This window comes from Streptomyces montanus (genome assembly GCF_005786655.1).
In the GTDB taxonomy this organism is placed as follows: Bacteria; Actinomycetota; Actinomycetes; order Streptomycetales; family Streptomycetaceae; genus Streptomyces; species Streptomyces sporangiiformans.
In genome coordinates this window covers 237059-252946 of record NZ_VBZC01000005.1, presented here as the reverse complement: position 1 = coordinate 252946, position 15888 = coordinate 237059, and the positions used below count along the sequence as shown (strand labels likewise).

General features: G+C 69.5%; 17 protein-coding genes and 1 riboswitch. Of the genes, 6 read left to right on the top strand and 11 right to left on the bottom strand.

Annotation, left to right across the window (positions count from 1 at the left end; genetic code table 11):
* The coding region (locus FE633_RS06420; RefSeq protein WP_171059825.1) for a cbb3-type cytochrome c oxidase subunit I at window positions 1–1037 on the bottom strand (1037 nt) is incomplete at its 3' end.
* 105 nt (window positions 1038–1142) lie between these two features.
* On the opposite strand from FE633_RS06420, the gene FE633_RS06415 reads away from it, so the two are divergent.
* Together FE633_RS06415 and FE633_RS06410 are read left to right on the top strand one after the other, a co-directional pair.
* Entirely contained in the window at window positions 1143–1691 is a 549-nt protein-coding gene (locus tag FE633_RS06415) for an RNA polymerase sigma factor (RefSeq protein WP_138044088.1), read from the top strand.
* On the top strand, window positions 1684–2652 hold the full coding sequence (locus tag FE633_RS06410) for a CU044_5270 family protein (RefSeq protein WP_138044087.1): 969 nt from the start codon (window positions 1684–1686) through the stop codon (window positions 2650–2652). Before FE633_RS06415 ends, FE633_RS06410 begins: the two co-directional genes overlap by 8 nt.
* On the opposite strand, the gene FE633_RS06405 is transcribed toward FE633_RS06410, so the two are convergent.
* The 3 genes from FE633_RS06405 to FE633_RS06395 all read right to left on the bottom strand — a co-directional run bounded on the left by FE633_RS06405 (window position 2653) and on the right by FE633_RS06395 (window position 6420).
* On the bottom strand, window positions 2653–3510 hold the full coding sequence (locus FE633_RS06405; RefSeq protein WP_138044086.1) for a bifunctional 5,10-methylenetetrahydrofolate dehydrogenase/5,10-methenyltetrahydrofolate cyclohydrolase: 858 nt from the start codon (window positions 3508–3510) through the stop codon (window positions 2653–2655).
* Window positions 3511–3533: 23 nt separating this feature from the next.
* Window positions 3534–3620, bottom strand: a riboswitch (ZMP/ZTP riboswitch).
* 25 nt (window positions 3621–3645) lie between these two features.
* Window positions 3646–4017 carry a nuclear transport factor 2 family protein gene (locus FE633_RS06400; protein WP_138044085.1) on the bottom strand — a complete coding sequence of 124 codons (372 nt, stop codon included), beginning with the start codon at window positions 4015–4017 and terminating at the stop codon, window positions 3646–3648.
* 129 nt (window positions 4018–4146) lie between these two features.
* Window positions 4147–6420: a heavy metal translocating P-type ATPase gene (locus FE633_RS06395; RefSeq protein ID WP_138044084.1), complete on the bottom strand. Its 2274-nt coding sequence runs from the start codon at window positions 6418–6420 to the stop codon at window positions 4147–4149.
* Between the two features lie 236 nt (window positions 6421–6656).
* On the opposite strand from FE633_RS06395, the gene FE633_RS06390 reads away from it, so the two are divergent.
* Together FE633_RS06390 and FE633_RS06385 are read left to right on the top strand one after the other, a co-directional pair.
* Window positions 6657–7661 (top strand): hypothetical protein, encoded by a 1005-nt coding sequence (locus FE633_RS06390; RefSeq protein WP_138044083.1) that lies wholly within the window; start codon window positions 6657–6659, stop codon window positions 7659–7661.
* Window positions 7662–7795: 134 nt separating this feature from the next.
* Window positions 7796–8212: an SseB family protein gene (locus FE633_RS06385; protein WP_138044082.1), complete on the top strand. Its 417-nt coding sequence runs from the start codon at window positions 7796–7798 to the stop codon at window positions 8210–8212.
* Window positions 8213–8303: 91 nt separating this feature from the next.
* Here FE633_RS06385 and FE633_RS06380 read toward each other — a convergent pair whose 3' ends face one another.
* A complete protein-coding gene (locus FE633_RS06380; protein ID WP_138044081.1) occupies window positions 8304–8573 on the bottom strand; it encodes a DUF1876 domain-containing protein in 270 nt (89 codons plus the stop codon).
* A 174-nt stretch (window positions 8574–8747) separates the two neighbouring features.
* On the opposite strand from FE633_RS06380, the gene FE633_RS06375 reads away from it, so the two are divergent.
* Window positions 8748–9149, top strand: a complete 402-nt coding sequence (locus FE633_RS06375; protein WP_246113453.1) for an SseB family protein — start codon at window positions 8748–8750, stop codon at window positions 9147–9149.
* Between the two features lie 264 nt (window positions 9150–9413).
* Window positions 9414–10397 (top strand): aldo/keto reductase, encoded by a 984-nt coding sequence (locus FE633_RS06370; RefSeq protein WP_138044079.1) that lies wholly within the window; start codon window positions 9414–9416, stop codon window positions 10395–10397.
* Window positions 10398–10534: 137 nt separating this feature from the next.
* On the opposite strand, the gene FE633_RS06365 is transcribed toward FE633_RS06370, so the two are convergent.
* The 6 genes from FE633_RS06365 to FE633_RS06340 all read right to left on the bottom strand — a co-directional run bounded on the left by FE633_RS06365 (window position 10535) and on the right by FE633_RS06340 (window position 15884).
* Window positions 10535–11350 (bottom strand): SAM-dependent methyltransferase, encoded by an 816-nt coding sequence (locus FE633_RS06365; RefSeq protein WP_138044078.1) that lies wholly within the window; start codon window positions 11348–11350, stop codon window positions 10535–10537.
* A 28-nt stretch (window positions 11351–11378) separates the two neighbouring features.
* Window positions 11379–11873 carry a hypothetical protein gene (locus tag FE633_RS06360; protein WP_138044077.1) on the bottom strand — a complete coding sequence of 165 codons (495 nt, stop codon included), beginning with the start codon at window positions 11871–11873 and terminating at the stop codon, window positions 11379–11381.
* An 82-nt stretch (window positions 11874–11955) separates the two neighbouring features.
* The gene (locus FE633_RS06355; RefSeq protein ID WP_138044076.1) at window positions 11956–12978 is read right to left on the bottom strand and encodes a Gfo/Idh/MocA family protein; all 1023 of its coding nucleotides are present in this window, start codon (window positions 12976–12978) and stop codon (window positions 11956–11958) included.
* A 15-nt stretch (window positions 12979–12993) separates the two neighbouring features.
* Window positions 12994–13896, bottom strand: a complete 903-nt coding sequence (locus FE633_RS06350; protein WP_138044075.1) for a sugar phosphate isomerase/epimerase family protein — start codon at window positions 13894–13896, stop codon at window positions 12994–12996.
* Complete coding sequence (locus FE633_RS06345; protein WP_138044074.1) at window positions 13893–14804, bottom strand: ATP-binding cassette domain-containing protein; 912 nt, start codon at window positions 14802–14804, stop codon at window positions 13893–13895. Before FE633_RS06345 ends, FE633_RS06350 begins: the two co-directional genes overlap by 4 nt.
* Window positions 14805–14813: 9 nt before the next feature.
* Entirely contained in the window at window positions 14814–15884 is a 1071-nt protein-coding gene (locus FE633_RS06340; RefSeq protein ID WP_138044073.1) for an ABC transporter permease, read from the bottom strand.
* Window positions 15885–15888 lie beyond the last annotated feature (4 nt).

Sequence of the window (15888 nt, the reverse complement as noted above, 5' to 3'; positions counted from 1 at the left end):
GACCCCTTCCACATGGTGCCGATCCAGTTGAAGAACTTCACACCCGTGGGCACGGCGATGAGGAACGTCATGAAGGAGAAGAACGGCAGCAGCACCCCGCCGGTGACGTACATGTGGTGTGCCCACACCGTCACACTCAGACCGGCGATCGCGATGGTCGCGGCGACCAGGGTGGTGTAGCCGAACATCGGCTTGCGGGAGAAGACCGGGATCACCTCGGAGATGATCCCGAAGAACGGCAGGGCGATGATGTACACCTCTGGATGGCCGAAGAACCAGAAGAGGTGTTGCCACAACAGCGCGCCGCCGTTGGCCGCGTCGAAGATGTGCGCGCCGAACTTGCGGTCCGCCTCCAGCGCGAACAGCGCGGCGGCCAGCACCGGGAAGGCGAGCAGCACCAGCACGGCGGTCAGCAGCACGTTCCACACGAAGATCGGCATGCGGAACATGGTCATGCCGGGGGCGCGCATGCAGATGATGGTGGTGATGAAGTTGACCGCGCCGAGGATGGTGCCGAAGCCGGAGAACGCCAGACCCATGATCCACATGTCGGCGCCGATGCCCGGTGAGCGGACCGCGTCGGACAGCGGGGAGTAGGCGAACCAGCCGAAGTCGGCCGCGCCCTGCGGGGTGAGGAAGCCGCCGACCGCGATCGTCGAGCCGAACAGGTACAGCCAGTAGGCGAACATGTTCAGCCGGGGGAAGGCGACGTCCGGCGCACCGATCTGCAGCGGCATGATCCAGTTGGTGAAGCCGGCGAACAGCGGCGTCGCGAACATCAGCAGCATGATCGTGCCGTGCATCGTGAACGCCTGGTTGAACTGCTCGTTCGACATGATCTGCAGCCCGGGCCGGGCGAGTTCGGCGCGCATGAACAGCGCCATCACGCCGCCGATGACGAAGAACGCGAACGACGTGACCAGATACAGCGTGCCGATCGTCTTGTGGTCCGTGGTGGTCAGCCAGCGGACGGCGGCGATTCCCGGACGACGCGCACGCGAGGGCGCGAGCGCCGCGGTGACAGTGTTGCTCTCCATGCCCCGCCTGTGTCCGCGGTCCGCCCCGGCGTCACACTTGAGCGAAGCGACAAGGATCACGGAAACAGGTGTGACGATCGCGAACCTGCCGGACACCTAGGGAACATGAGCAACGACGAGACCTTCGCCGCTGCCTATCGCGAGCACTACTGGGCGGTCAGCCGCTACGTTGCGCGGCGACTGGACGGCCGGACGAGCGAAGTCGAGGAAGTGGTGGCGGAGGTGTTCACCGTCGCCTGGCGGCGCCGCTCCGACCTGCCCGCGAACGCCCTGCCCTGGCTGTACGGCGTGGCACGCAACTGCCTGTCCAATGCGATACGCGGCTACGGACGCCGGAGGCGCCTGCTCGACAAGCTCGGCCACGACGAGACCGCACGCGGCAGCCAGATCGTGGACAGCCCCGACTCCGAGCCGCCCGGCGCGTGGGTGCACGACGCGCTGGCCCGGCTCTCCCCGGCCGACCGCGAGGTGCTGCGGCTCACCGCCTGGGAGGAACTCGGCATCGACGAGGTCGCCGTGGTTCTCGGCTGCGGCAGCAGGGCGGCGGCGATGCGCCTGCACCGCGCCCGGCGGCGGCTGCGAGCCGAGATCGACCGCATGCGGACCACGGTCGCCGCCGAGGCGACCTCTTCGAAGGAGCACGGCCATGGCTGACGAACTCGAACTCCTGCGCCGCGCCAATCCGGTGACGCCTGTCGACCCTCACTTCGGCGACGGACCGCTGGACCACAACGCCGAGCGCCGCCTCAACCGGCTGCTGAACGACCGGCGTCCCGATCGTGTCCGGCGTATGCGTCTGCTCTGGGGCCTCGCGGCGGCTTGCGTCGTAGCCGCCCTCACCCTGACCTTCGTGCTCGCCGGTTCGAACACCACGCCCGCGGTGGCCGCGCCGCGCCCACTGGTGGTGCGGGCCGACTCCGATCCCCGACCCCTGGACCAGCTTGCCGAACGCGCCGAGGCAGCCGCGGCGGACGGCTCGCCGCGGCTGGTGCGCGGCACCCATGTGCAGTCCTGGAGCATGGGCCTGTCGGACGACAAACCGCCGATCACTCTTCCTCAAGAGCGCATCGTGCGCTGGAAGAAGGACGACAGCCACACGGAGCTCGTTGTGGCGACCGACCCGCGCCACCCGGGCAGGCCGGTGATCAGTGATTCGGACGGCGAGCGCTTGGTCGAGGACGGCCATGTCCTCAGCGAGCAGACGTACCCGCCGAGCTGGAGCGATGCCCCGCCCGCCGCGCCGCCGCCGTACGAGGCCGCGCGGCTGCGCGCCTACCTCGAGGAGGTGGACCACTCCGGCTCCCTGAGCACACAGCAACTCCTGTACGCGATGGGGCAGTTGCTCGACAACTGGACGCTCGGCGCCCGCGAGTCCGCCGCACTCGCCCAGGTCCTGGCGGAGGCGAAGGGACTGCGGCCCGTCGGCCAGGTGACGGACCGGCTCGGACGGGCCGGGCAGGCGTACGTGTACGACGGCTCTGGCGCGCGCCAGATGCTGATCATGGACCCAGCCACCGGCGCCGTTCTCGGCCTGGAGACCACCTTCACCAAGGACGAGCCCGAGTACGCCGTCAAGGCGGGGGACGTCATGCAGTACAGCGCGTGGATGCGCTGATCACACCGACGCCGCGAGCTGCCGGCCCGCCGCCTCGACGGTCTGGGCCAGCAGCGTCGCGATCGTCATGGGGCCGACCCCGCCGGGCACGGGGGTGATGAGCCCGGCCCGCTCACGAGCGGTGTCGAAGTCGACGTCGCCGACGTTGCCGGGGTTGTACCCGGCGTCGATCACCACGGCGCCCGGCTTGATGTCCTGCCCGCGGATCAGCCGGGGCCGGCCCACGGCGGCCACCACGATGTCCGCCTCCCGGACGGCCGAGGACAGGTCCGCGGTGCGTGAATGGCAGTACGTCACCGTGGCGTCGCGCCCGAGCAGCAGCATGCCGACCGGCTTGCCGAGAATGGCGCTGCGGCCCACCACGACGGCACGCTTGCCGGCCGGGTCGACGTCGTACTCGTCGAGCAGCCGCATGATGCCGCCTGGTGTGCAGGACGTGAAGCCGGGCAGACCGAAGCCCATCGCGGAGAAGGAGGCGAGCGTCACCCCGTCGACGTCCTTCCACGGAGCGATCGCCTCGAACGCCGCGCGTTCGTCGATGTGCGGCCCCATCGGGTGCTGCAACAGGATGCCGTGCACTCCGGGATCGGCGGACAGGGCGCCGAGGGCATCCACCAGCTCCGCCGTCGTGGTGGCGGCGGGCAGTGCCACGTGCCGCGACTCGATGCCCGCCTTCCGGCAGCGGTTCTGCTTCATACGGACATACGTGACGGAAGCCGGATCCTCACCGACGAGAACGGTCGCAAGGCAAGGCGCCGTCCCCGTCCGCTCCGTGATGTCCGCCGCCCGCTTGGCGGTCTCCTCGACGATGCGCCGTGCGAGACCGGTGCCGTCCATGAGTCGAGCGGTCCGGGACATGGGCTCCTCCTGAGCGTCGCTGAAACAATCGCCCAGGCGCACGGCATCGACCCATTCGTCGGACCGCTCCCCGGTGGTGCTCCACCTCAGCGCCAGTCACGGCCCGGCACCACCCTACCTTCGCCGCAGGGCTTCCTACGGCTCGTCGTCCCATTCCTGCAGCAAGATCTGGTCGACGATCTTGCCGTCCCGCAGCGCAAGCGTCGAGGTGGCGAGCACCTTGACGCCGTCGGGATACTCGCAGAACTCCGTGAAGGCGGCCTGGTCGCCCTGGACGATGCACTGTTCCAGCTTGTGGGTCATGTCGCGGCTGTACACGTCGTTGAGCATCTCGCTGATCTGCTCGCGGCCGTGCATCACCTTCGGGTGGCTGGGCTGGGTGTTGCGGTCGACGATGCGGAGCTCCGCGTCGTCGGCGTACAGCGACAGGAGCGTTTCGGGGTTCTGGCCTTCGACGCCCTGGCGCAGCGTGTCGGTGTCGAAGCCGGGTCCTGATGTGGTGCCCATGGTGGACCTCCTTACCTCTCCCATCGAGCCTCCTCCGGCACGGGGGCCACAGCAAGCGCAGACGGCTCGCTGCGGCCCGTGCCCGGTGTTCGCTCAGTGCTCGTTCGGTGCTCGGTGCGTGCCTGCGGCTCAGCGTCCGGTGGGCTGGAAGCCGCGCAGGCGCAGGCTGTTGCCGACCACGAAGACCGAGGAGAAGGCCATCGCGGCCCCCGCGATCATGGGGTTGAGCAGCCCGGCCGCGGCGAGCGGGAGGGCGGCGACGTTGTACGCGAAGGCCCAGAACAGGTTGGACCTGATGGTGCCCAGTGTCTTGCGGGAGAGCCGGATGGCGTCCGCAGCGACCCTGAGATCGCCCCTCACCAGCGTCAGGTCGCCCGCCTCGATCGCGGCGTCCGTACCCGTGCCCATCGCCAGACCCAGATCCGCCTGGGCCAGCGCGGCCGCGTCGTTGACCCCGTCGCCGACCATGGCGACGGATCGGCCCTCGCTCTGCAGCCGGCGGACGACGGCCACCTTGTCCTGCGGCATGACCTCGGCGATCACGTGCTCGGGAGCGATGCCCACCTCCGCGGCGACCGCCTCGGCGACCGCCTTGTTGTCACCGGTCAGCAGGAGGGGAGTGAGGCCGAGGGCACGCAGCCGTGCGATGGCCTCCGGGCTGGTCTCCTTGACGGCGTCGGCGACCTCCAGGACCGCGCGGGCCTCGCCGTCCCAGGCGACGGCGATGGCGGTACGTCCGGCCGCCTCCGCCTCGGCCTTGGCGCGCCGCAGCTCGGAGGGCAATGACATGGCCCACTCTGTCAGCAGCTTCTCGCGGCCGACCAGGACCGCGTGCCCCTCGACGACGCCCTGGACGCCGAGGCCCGCGAGGTTGGCGAAGTCCTCGGGAACGGGCAGGGTCCCGACCCGGGCGGTGGCACCGGAGGCGACGGCCTGGGCGATGGGATGCTCGGAGGAATGCTCCAGGGCGCCCGCGAGGCGCAGCACCTCGTCCTCGTCGGTGCCTTCGGCGGTGTGCACGGCGAGCAGGGTCATCCTGCCGGTGGTGACGGTGCCGGTCTTGTCCAGGACGATGGTGTCCACCTTGCGCGTGCTCTCCAGGACTTCAGGGCCCTTGATGAGGATGCCGAGCTGGGCCCCGCGTCCCGTACCGACCATGAGGGCGGTCGGTGTCGCCAGGCCGAGGGCGCAGGGGCAGGCGATGATCAGGACGGCGACCGCGGCGGTGAAGGCCGCGGTGAGTCCCGCGCCGTTGCCGAGCCAGAACGCCAGGGTGGCGAGGGCCAGGGCGATCACGACGGGAACGAAGACCGCGGAGATCTTGTCGGCGAGGCGCTGAGCCGCCGCCTTGCCGTTCTGCGCGTCCTCGACCAGCTTGGCCATACGGGCCAGCTGGGTGTCGGCACCGACGCGGGTGGCCTCGACGACCAGGCGTCCACCGGCGTTCAGGGTGGCCCCGGTGACGCCGTCCCCGGGACCGACCTCGACCGGCACCGACTCTCCCGTGAGCATGGAGGCGTCCACGGCGGACGAACCCTCGACGACCACACCATCGGTGGCGATCTTCTCACCGGGCCGCACGAGGAACCGGTCGCCGACCTTCAACTCGCTGACGGCGATACGCTCCTCGCGGCCGCCGTCACGCAGGACGGTGACGTCCTTGGCGCCCAGCTCCAGCAGGGCCTTCAGCGCCGCCCCCGCCTTCCGCTTCGACCGTGCCTCGAAGTACCGCCCGGCCAGGATGAAGGCCGTGACGCCCGCCGCGGCCTCCAGATAGATGTTCCCGGCGCCGTCGGTGCGGGCGATCGTGAACTCGAAGGGGTGTGTCATACCGGGCGTACCCGCCGTACCGAAGAACAGGGCCCACAGCGACCACAGGAACGCGGCCCCGGTACCGACGGAGATCAGGGTGTCCATGGTGGCGGCGCCATGCTTGGCATTGGTCCAGGCCGCCTTGTGGAAGGGCCACGCGGCATACGTCACCACGGGCGCCGCCAGGGTCAGGGACAGCCACTGCCAGTACTCGAACTGCAGCGCCGGGGCCATCGCCATCGCGACCACGGGGACAGCGAGCGCGACGGCGGCGGTCAACCGCTCGCGCAGCGGCCGCAGTTCGTCACCCTCCTCCCGCGCGGCCACCTCGCCGGATGCCGACTCGGTGCGTACCGGCTCGGGTTCGGGCTCCCGTGCCGTGTAGCCGGTGGCCTCGACCGTGGCGATCAGGTCCACGACGGCGATTCCCTCGCGGAAGCTGACCTTCGCCTTCTCCGTGGCGTAGTTGACGGTCGCCTCGACGCCCTCCATGCGGTTGAGCTTCTTCTCGATCCGGGCGGCGCACGAGGCACAGGTCATGCCGCCGATGGCGAGTTCGACCTCGGCGGCGCCAGGCGTGGTGGTGGTCATGTCTGCTCCTCGGAGCTCACGGACGCGATACGGGATCACGTGGGGGTGGGGCGGAGAGGCTGGGTCGTACGCGATGGCTCTGATACCCCTGCGGGGTATCTGTTCGACGTGCTCCAACATATACCCCCCGGCCGTATTTGAAGCAAGTGGCCGACCGGCTTGACTTCATACCCCATAGGGGTATGTTGAAATGCGTCGGCCGCACCATGAGCGGCCTCGAAGCTGAGGAGTGAGCCATGAACACGGGACTGCGGATCACCGTCTTCGTCGCCGCGCTCGCCGCGACGTTCGGCACCGCGTACGGCGTGGGCAACGCCGTCGATCCGATCTCGCCCGAGCCGAAGGAAAGTGCCCACGCTGCCGGCGGGCACGGAGACGGGCGGGGTGGCCACAAGGACAAGGGCGGCGGGCATGAGCCGGAACCGCCCGGAGGTCTCGAGATCTCCCGGGGCGGCTACACCCTCGACCTGAGGACGCCGCGCATCGAGGCCGGAAAGAAGACCGAGCTGCGCTTCGCCATCGTGCGGGACGCGACCGGCCGCGCAGTCAGTGCGTACCAACGTGAGCACGACAAGGAGCTGCATCTGATCCTTGCCTCACGCGACCTGACCGTCTATCGCCACCTGCACCCCGTCCGGGCCGCCGACGGCACCTGGTCCACCCCCGTGGACCTGCCCAGGGCCGGCGGCTACCGGGTCTTCGCCGACTTCACGCCCAAGGGCGGCGAAGGGCTCACGCTCGGCGCGGACCTCGCCGCGTCCGGAACGTATGAGTCTGCCGAGCTGCCCCCGGCCGGCACCACGGCCAAGGTCGACGGGTACGAGGTGGAACTCGACGGCGAACCGACCCCCGGCAAGGCCGGCGAACTGAGGCTGACCGTGACCAAGGACGGGAAGCCGGTGCGGGACCTCCAGCCCTATCTGGGCGCCTACGGTCACCTGGTCGCCCTGCGCTCGGGCGACCTCGCCTACCTGCACGTCCACCCCAATGGCGAACCCGGCGACGGCGAGACCGAGCCCGGCCCGGAGGTCTCCTTCACGGCGACAGTGCCGAGCGCCGGTGCGTACCGCCTGTTCCTGGACTTCAAGCACCAGGGCGAGGTCCGTACGGCGGCCTTCACGGTGCACGCGGGCGGCGCGGCGAAGGCGGGGGAGGGGGCACAGGCAGAGCAAGGGCCTCAGAATCCCGAGACGCCCGCGGAGACCAAGCCCTCCGAGGGAGAGCCCGGGCACGCGCACTGAGACATGGGTTCCAGCGGTGGCAGGAATGGCCCGCACCCCGGACGTATGCGTGCATCTGGAGCGGGTACACGAGTGTGGTCATGCAGAGACGGGACGTCCGCCGGACAGGCCCGTCGACACGATGGGGGCGCACGATGCCCGACATCCCCGATCATCCGACCCCCTCGCAGGCGCAGGAAGCCCTCAGGGTCCTGACCGACGACTCCGTGGGCGGGGAGGCCTTGCAGAGAGCCTTGGCGGTGCTGACCGAGACGCCTGTCCTGATACCCGTCGTCGATCCCCGGCACCACGAGCGAAAGAACGGAGACCCGCGAGCCCTGGTCCTGCCCGTGCTCGACCAGGCCGACGGCTCCCAGCAGGTACCCGTGTTCACCTCGGAGGAGCGGCTGGGCGATGCACTGCCGAGCGTCCTGTCCTACCGGCTGGTGCCGCTGGGGCGGCTGGCCACCGACTGGCCCGACGAGGAACTGCAGTTGGCCATCGACCCCGGTCACTCCGACGTGCTGACCCTGACGGCCGAGGGAATCCGCACCCTGCTCGTGCGTCACTGACCTCCTGCGTTGACCCCCTGAGTCACTGACCTCGTGCGTCACTGACGGAGAACTCCGTCAGTGACGGCCCTGGAGCCGGCGGCTGCCCGCGTCACAGGTGCGGGTGCGCCGGGGAGTGCGTGGTCTCCTCGATCTCGTTCGCCGCCTTGCGCAGCAGCCGTCGAGCCAGGTCGTTGAGTGCCCGGGCCGTGGCGAGTTCCTCACCGACCCGGGCCTGTTCCGGATCGTCGGGATTGCGCCGGGCGTGACCGCGGGTGGTCAGGAGAGTGGAGTCGGGCAGCCGAAGGGAGGCGGTCGCCTCGCTCTCGGTTTCGGTCCGCTCGATGTCCAGGTCGATATGCCAGTTGAGGTGTGCCTGCATGGCGGTCACCCCCTCCCGCACGCCGGTGTGCCGTGCATGCGCGACGAGTGCCCGGATCCCGACGCCATATGCGTACCGGTTCCGGGCAGCTGCCACATGGGTCTCGGGGGTTCGGGTACTCGGCCCGTCGGACTCCGATAGGAGCCTGTGACCGATACGGCGATTGGACGAACCGTGACTGACTTCCACTCCCAGGGCGGCGGCGGTTCCGCCGCCCAGCAGGCCTTGCGCGCGGTCGTCGAGGGCACCGTGGACGAGGCGGCGTTGAGCACGCTGGCCAGGAGCGAGGTTCTGCTCCCCACCGGAACCGACGCGGAAGGACCCGCCCCCAAGGCACTGACCCTGCCCGTGTTCGAGCAGGAGGACGGCACCGAGCTGGTGCCGGTCTTCACCACACAGGACCGCATGGAACAGGCATTGCCGCAGATCAAGCGGCACCGCAACGTGGTCCTCGGGGTACTCGCCCATGGCTGGCCCAGCGAGAGACTGTCGCTGGTCATCGACGCGGGCACACCGGAGGAGCTGGCGCTCACAGCCCACGGTGTGAAGGAACTCCTCGACCGCGAGGAGACCTGACTCCAGGCCCAGGACGACACCCGGTCCCCAGGGGGACCCCCTACCCGCGGATTGGGGAGGGGGCCCCTGCGGACGGGTGGTGCCTCACCGTGGTGTGATTCGGCATGTCACCCGGCATGTGATTCCGCAGGTGATTGAGAAGGCCGGTTCATGACAGCATGCGCAAACTCCTGTTGGACGGGCGATCTTCGTGGCCCCGATGCTGGAGGTACGTCGCATGCTTGAGCCTCACGGGCGCCACGGGAAAGAGGGACAGAGATCATCATGGAACAGCGGGTATTCGGCAGGACGAACCAGCGGGTCTCCGTCGTAGGCCTGGGCACCTGGCAGCTGGGCGCCGACTGGGGCGAGGTCAAGGAGGAGGACGCTCTCGCCGTGCTGGACGCCGCGGTCGAGAGCGGCGTGACGTTCTTCGACACCGCCGATGTGTACGGCGACGGGCGTAGCGAGCAGCTCATCGGCCGTTATCTGCGGGTACGCCCGGACGCGGACATCCTCGTCGCGACGAAGATGGGCCGCCGGGTGGCGCTGGACCCCGCGCTCTACACCCTCGACAACTTCCGCGCCTGGACCGACCGCTCACGCACGAATCTGGGCGTGGACACCCTCGACCTGGTGCAGCTGCACTGCCCGCCCACGCCCGTGTACGCGTCGGACGCGGTCTTCGATGCGCTCGACACGCTCGTCGAGGAACAGCGCATCGCGGCGTACGGCGTGAGTGTGGAGACCTGTGAGGAGGCGCTGACGGCGATCGCCAGGCCGGGGACGGCGAGCGTCCAGATCATTTTCAACGCGTTTCGCCTCAAGCCGTTGGAGGCGGTGCTCCCGGCCGCCGCGGAGGCGGGTGTGGGCATCATCGCCCGCGTACCGCTGGCCTCCGGGCTGCTCTCCGGCAAGTACACGAAGGACACGGCCTTTCCGGCCGACGACCACCGGACGTACAACCGGCACGGCGAGGCCTTCGACCAGGGCGAGACCTTCTCCGGGGTCGACTACGCGTCGGGGGTGGAAGCGGCCGCTGAGTTCTCGAAGCTCGCTCCGGAGGGCGCGACACCGGCCCAGACCGCTCTGCGGTGGATCATCCAGCAGCCCGGCGTGTCCTCGGTGATCCCCGGCGCCCGTTCCCCCGAGCAGGCGCGGGCGAACGCCGATGCGGCCGCGCTGGCCCCGCTGCCGGACGCGACCCTGGACGCCGTGGGCGAGCTGTACGACAGCGGCATTCGGGCGCAGGTCCACCACCGCTGGTAGAACCCCCGCCTGATGCGTCCGTTACCTGATGCGGCCGTCACCCCAGCGCGGCTGTCACCTGGTGCGGCTGTCACCTGGTGCGGCTGACGGCGTCCGCCCCGGAGAAACCTCCACATGCAGGGGCGGACGCCCGTGGCTCACGGCTTGCGGCCCACTCCGCCGTAGGCGTCGACCGTCGACACGTCCGACTCCTGCTCCGGACGCCACTCGGTGACCTGGACGACCCCTGGCTCTGCCAGCTCCAGCCCGTCGAAGAAGCCGGCGATCTCCTCGACGCTGCGCACGTAGTACGGGACGGCGCCGCTCTCGTTGTACGCCGCCGACGCGGCGATCATGCCCTCGCTGGTCGCGGTGCTGTCGCTGATCACCAGATAACTGCCGGACGGCAGACCGGCCATGAGGCTAGAGACCAGTTCCCGGGCCTGGCCGTAATCGGCCACGTGGCCCAGGGTGTTGAGGATCATCAGCGCGACGGGCTGGGAGAAGTCCAGCGTGCCCGCCGCCGTCTTGAGGATCTCCTCGGGCTCGTAGAAGTTGGCGTCGATGTACGCGGTCTCGCCCTCGGGCGTGCTGGTGAGCAGGGCGCGGGCGTGCGCGAGCACCATGGGGTCGTTGTCGACGTAGACGATCCGCGCATCCGGCGCCACGCGCTGGGCCACCTCGTGGGTGTTGTCGGCGGTCGGCAGGCCGGTGCCGATGTCGAGGAACTGCCGGACGCCCTGTTCTCCGGCCAGGTGCCGCACCGCGCGCCCGAGGAAGAGGCGGCTCGTGCGCGCCACGTCTACGAGGCCGGGGAAGATCTCCTTGATCTGGTCCCCGATCTCGCGGTCCACCTCGTAGTTGTCCTTGCCGCCCACGAAGTAGTTCCAGAAACGCGCGGAGTGCGGCTTGCTCGTGTCGATCCGGGCACGTATCTCGGCTGCGGCGGCGAGCTGGGGGTCTTGATCTGACACGAGAGTGCCTCCTGCGCATGGGTGTTCGCTAACCGAACACCAACCTAGTCGAATGGTCCGGCTTCCCGCCCCGGTCTTGGCAAGCGAACTCCGGTAAAAACCACGGGATTTGGTCAGGGCGTTTGCCCACCGCGGCGCCCAGTTCGTCGTAAGCGGCTGCCAGTTGCCGTAGCGCGGCCGCGGCCGACGGTGTGTCGCCCGCGACCAGGCTGTACTGCACGTTGCCGAGCAGCCGCGCCTGCGCGCGCCGACCCGGACGGCGAAGCCCGTCAGATGGGCCAGGACGCGGTCGTCCACCGACGCGCCGGTAGTCACTGCGCATGGTGAACCGGCCCGCGCAGTCCGGTAGTTGCTCACTCCACGCTGCGACAAAGGCATCGATGGGCAACGTGGCGAAGGGATAGCCGCCGGGGTCATGAAAGTGCACCGTCTCGTGGTCGACGCCGAGCACGGTCACCCAATGGTCGCCGCCGTTGGGTGTGCCCGTCGACCAGGGTTGGTGCAGGAGCAGGCCGACGTCCATAGGACCGACCAGCACCGGCCCCGGCTCGGCGGCCTGCCGCAGGCGACCGACGGCCTGGTGGCTCGTGGGTCGAGTCTCCGGGTCAGCGGTAGAGGCTGGGACGTTCGACGAGTTCGACGGTGATCCGGCCGCCTTCGGCCTGGGCGCGCACGCCCGCCTCGCAGACCGCGGCGGCGGCATAGCCGTCCCAGGAGCTGGGGCCGGTGACCTCGCCGCGCCGGGTGGCGTCCACCCACGCCTGCACCTCACGGTCGTACGCGTCCTCGAAACGCGCCACGAAGTCCGGGGCGATCGAACCACCCCACCGCCCGGCCGAGTTGACGAGCATGCCGTGGCCGTCACCGATCCGCGCGGTGCCGTTCTCGCAGACCGCCTCCGCCTGTACCTGGTAGCCGAACTGGCAGTTGACGCTCATCTCGACGTCGACGAGGGCGCCCCCGTCGGTTTCGAAGATGACGAACTGCGGGTCCTCGAGGCCCTCGGGTGCGTTGGACGACGGCCTGGGCTTCATCACGGTGACCGTGGTGATCTCGTGGTCCAGCAGCCACCGGGTGACGTCCATCTCGTGTACGACGGCGTCGTTGATGAGCATCTCGCTGGTGAAGCCGGGCACCGGGAGGGTGGCGTTGCGGTGCCGGTTGTGCAGCATCAGCGGACGTCCCAGCCGGCCGCTGTCCAGCAGCTCCTTGAGCTGCATGTACTCCGCGTCGTACCGCCGCATGAACCCGACCTGCACCCGGCGGTGGCCGAGCTTCTGCTCGGCTTCCAGGACGCGCAGCGCGGAGGCCGCGTCCGGGGTGAGCGGCTTCTCGCACAGGACGGGCAGATCGTGCTCGAAGGCGGTGAGCAGCGCCGCCTCGTGCGCGGGGCCCGGGGAGGCGATCAGCACGGCGTCCACGTCGTCCGCGGCCATGGCGGCGGCGGGGTCCGTGTACGCCGTGCAGCCGTCGATGCCGGTGGCGAGCCCCTTGGCCCGTTCGGCGTCGATGTCCACCACCGCGCTCACCCGGGCCCCGCTGGTCACCTCGCTGATCCGGCGCACATGGTCGGCTCCCATCCTGCCGGTGCCGACGACGGCGACGCGTAGCGTTGTGCGCTGGGCCATGGGCTGGTTCCCTTCTCAGGCGCCGCAGGAGCGGAGGAACGTGCGGGTGCGCGTGGCGATGGGCAGCGGCTTGTCGGGCGGGCAGGGGTACATGTCCTGCTCGACGATGGCGAACAGTTCGACACCGAGGTTCTGTGCGGCGGCGAGCACCGGCTCCAGCGCGGGTACGCCCGCCGGTGGCTCGCACATGACACCGCGCTGGACGGCGGGGCCGAACGGGATCTCGTTCTTGACGACGTCGGCGAGGATCTCGGGGTCGACCTGCTTGAGGTGGAGGTAGCCGATCCGCTCGCCGTACGTCTCGATGAGCTTGACGTTGTCGCCACCGCAGTAGGCGTAGTGACCGGTGTCCAGGCAGAGGCCGACCAGTTCGCCGTCGGTGGAGTCGAGGAAGCGCTCCACGTGCTCCTCGGTGTCGATGTGCGTGTCGGCGTGCGGGTGTACGACGATGTCGAGGCCGAAGCGCTCCTTCACCTCGTGCCCGAGGCGCTCCATGCCCTTGGTCAGATACGCCCACTGACGCACGGTCAGCTCGGGCGGCTCGATCAGCGCGGCGGTCTTGTCGTCCCGCCAGAAGGACGGGATGACCACCAGGTGCCTGGCGCCCATGGCGCGGGTCAGTTCGGCGACCTGGCTGACGTGCTCCCAGGTGGCGTCCCAGACGTCGGGGCCGCGGTGGAGCGCGGTGAAGACCGTGCCGGCCGACACCTTCAGGCCCCGCCGGTCCACCTCGTCGGTGAGCCTGGCCGGGTCCGTGGGGAGATAGCCGTACGGGCCGAGCTCGATCCAGGAGTAACCGGCTTCGGAGACCTCGTCCAGGAAGCGTTCCCAGGGCACCTGTTGGGGATCGTCGGGGAACCACACGCCCCATGAATCCGGAGCCGAACCGACTCGGATGCGGTTCAGGGCGTCGGTCATGAGGACGTCCCTTCGGAAGCCACGACGGGTGCGGTGAGGTCCTCCTTTTCGGGGAGCTTCTCCACGTCGACGCCCCGGACCTGTGCCAACTCATGCTTGAGCGCGGCCAGTTCGGCACCGCCCGCCATGTGGTTGGTGAGCTCTTCCAGGCCGACCTCGCTGCGGGAGGCGCTCAGCTCCATGGTGCCGAGTCGCAGCACGCTGAAGTGGTCGCCGACCATGTAGGCGTGGTGCGGGTTGTGGGTGATGAAGATGACGCCGAGGCCGCGGTCGCGGGCGGCGGCGATGTACTTCAGCACCACGCCGGACTGCTTCACGCCGAGCGCGGCGGTGGGCTCGTCCAGGATGAGGACGCGGGCGCCGAAGTAGACGGCGCGGGCGATGGCCACCGACTGCCGCTGGCCGCCGGAGAGCGTGCCGATGGGCTGGTCGAGGTCGTCGAGGATGATGCCCATGTTGCGCAGTTCCTCGTCCGCGGTCTCCTTCATGCGGGCGATGTCGAGGCGGCGCACGGGCCAGGGGCCCTTGGTCATCTCGGAGCCGAGGAAGAAGTTCCGCCAGACCGGCATCAGGGGCACGGTGGCCAGGTCCTGGTAGACGGTGGCGATACCGCGGTCGAGGGCTTGGCGGGGGGTGGTGAAGCGCACCGGCTCGCCGTCGACGAGGAAGTCGCCCTCGGAGTGCTGGTGCAGGCCGGAGATGATTTTGATGAGGGTGGACTTGCCCGCGCCGTTGTCGCCAAGGACGCAGGTCACCTGGCTGGGGAAGACCTGCAGGTCGACGCCGTGCAGGGCACGGACGTTGCCGTACGACTTGCCCGCGCCGCGCAGTTCGACGATCGGCCGGCCGTCCTGGGGCACGTCGTCCTTGACGAGGGCCTCGGTGGGCGAGGAACCGTTGGTTGTCATGGGATCAGATCACCTCCGGGTCGCCGCGCGGCGGACCCACAGATTGACGAGGGTGGCGCCGAGCAGCATCACGCCGAGGAAGGCCATGAACCAGTCGGGGTTCCAGCCGGCGTAGACGATGCCCTGGTTCACCATGCCGAACATGAAGGCGCCGAAGACCGGGCCGATCGCGGAACCGTAGCCGCCGGTCAGCAGGCAGCCGCCGATCACCGCCGCGGCGATGTAGATCAGCTCCTGGCCGACACCCTCGCCCGACTGCACGGTGTTGAAGGCGAACAGCTGGTGCATGCCGACGAACCAGGCGCCGAAGCCCACGCCCATGAACAGCGTGATCTTGGTGAAGGCCACCGGCACGCCGACCGCGCGGGCGCTGGCCTTGTTGCCGCCGACCGCGAAGATCCAGTTGCCGTACTTGGTGCGCAGGAGGAGCCACGTGGCCACCGCCGCGAAGGCAAGCCAGTACAGGATCGTGGACTTCACCTGGACGCCACCGATGGTGAAGGACGCGGAGAAGACCGCCTTCGCCTGCTCGAAGCCGTCCATGTCGCTGATGCTGTTGGTCGCGACGTTGCCGGTGACCAGTTTGGTGACGGCGAGGTTGACGCCCTGCAGGATCAGGAAGGTGCCGAGGGTGACCAGGAAGCTCGGCAGCCCCGTGCGCATGATCATCCAGCCGTTGAAGGCGCCGATCGCGAGCGAGACCAACAGCGCGACGAACACCCCCACCCAGACGTTCATCGTCAGCTGGTAGCTGACCATGCTCGCGGTCAGTGCCGAGGTCAGCACGGCGACGCCGGACGACAGGTCGAACTCGCCGCCGATCATCAGCAGAGCCACGGGCAGGGCCATGAGGCCGATGGTCGACGACTGGTAGAGGATCGTGCCCATCGAGTCGGCCTGACGGACCGGCGGCGCCGCGACGAGGAAGAACACGAACACCGCGGCGGCACCGAGGAAGACACCGACCTCAGGACGGGCGAGCAGCCTCAGCCACACGGGGTGCTGCGAGGTCCGCCCGTCGGTCTTCTGAGGGCCGGAGGCCGGCGGTGAGGTCACCGCCGGCGCAGCCTGCTGGGTCATACGA

Coding starts and splice junctions, on each gene's coding strand:
- FE633_RS06415 (WP_138044088.1), top strand. CDS start 1,143: ATGAGCAACGACGAGACCTTCGCCGCTGCCTATCGCGAGCACTACTGG.
- FE633_RS06410 (WP_138044087.1), top strand. CDS start 1,684: ATGGCTGACGAACTCGAACTCCTGCGCCGCGCCAATCCGGTGACGCCT.
- FE633_RS06405 (WP_138044086.1), bottom strand. CDS start 3,510: ATGTCCCGGACCGCTCGACTCATGGACGGCACCGGTCTCGCACGGCGC.
- FE633_RS06400 (WP_138044085.1), bottom strand. CDS start 4,017: ATGGGCACCACATCAGGACCCGGCTTCGACACCGACACGCTGCGCCAG.
- FE633_RS06395 (WP_138044084.1), bottom strand. CDS start 6,420: ATGACCACCACCACGCCTGGCGCCGCCGAGGTCGAACTCGCCATCGGC.
- FE633_RS06390 (WP_138044083.1), top strand. CDS start 6,657: ATGAACACGGGACTGCGGATCACCGTCTTCGTCGCCGCGCTCGCCGCG.
- FE633_RS06385 (WP_138044082.1), top strand. CDS start 7,796: ATGCCCGACATCCCCGATCATCCGACCCCCTCGCAGGCGCAGGAAGCC.
- FE633_RS06380 (WP_138044081.1), bottom strand. CDS start 8,573: ATGCAGGCACACCTCAACTGGCATATCGACCTGGACATCGAGCGGACC.
- FE633_RS06370 (WP_138044079.1), top strand. CDS start 9,414: ATGGAACAGCGGGTATTCGGCAGGACGAACCAGCGGGTCTCCGTCGTA.
- FE633_RS06360 (WP_138044077.1), bottom strand. CDS start 11,873: ATGGACGTCGGCCTGCTCCTGCACCAACCCTGGTCGACGGGCACACCC.
- FE633_RS06355 (WP_138044076.1), bottom strand. CDS start 12,978: ATGGCCCAGCGCACAACGCTACGCGTCGCCGTCGTCGGCACCGGCAGG.
- FE633_RS06350 (WP_138044075.1), bottom strand. CDS start 13,896: ATGACCGACGCCCTGAACCGCATCCGAGTCGGTTCGGCTCCGGATTCA.
- FE633_RS06345 (WP_138044074.1), bottom strand. CDS start 14,804: ATGACAACCAACGGTTCCTCGCCCACCGAGGCCCTCGTCAAGGACGAC.
- FE633_RS06340 (WP_138044073.1), bottom strand. CDS start 15,884: ATGACCCAGCAGGCTGCGCCGGCGGTGACCTCACCGCCGGCCTCCGGC.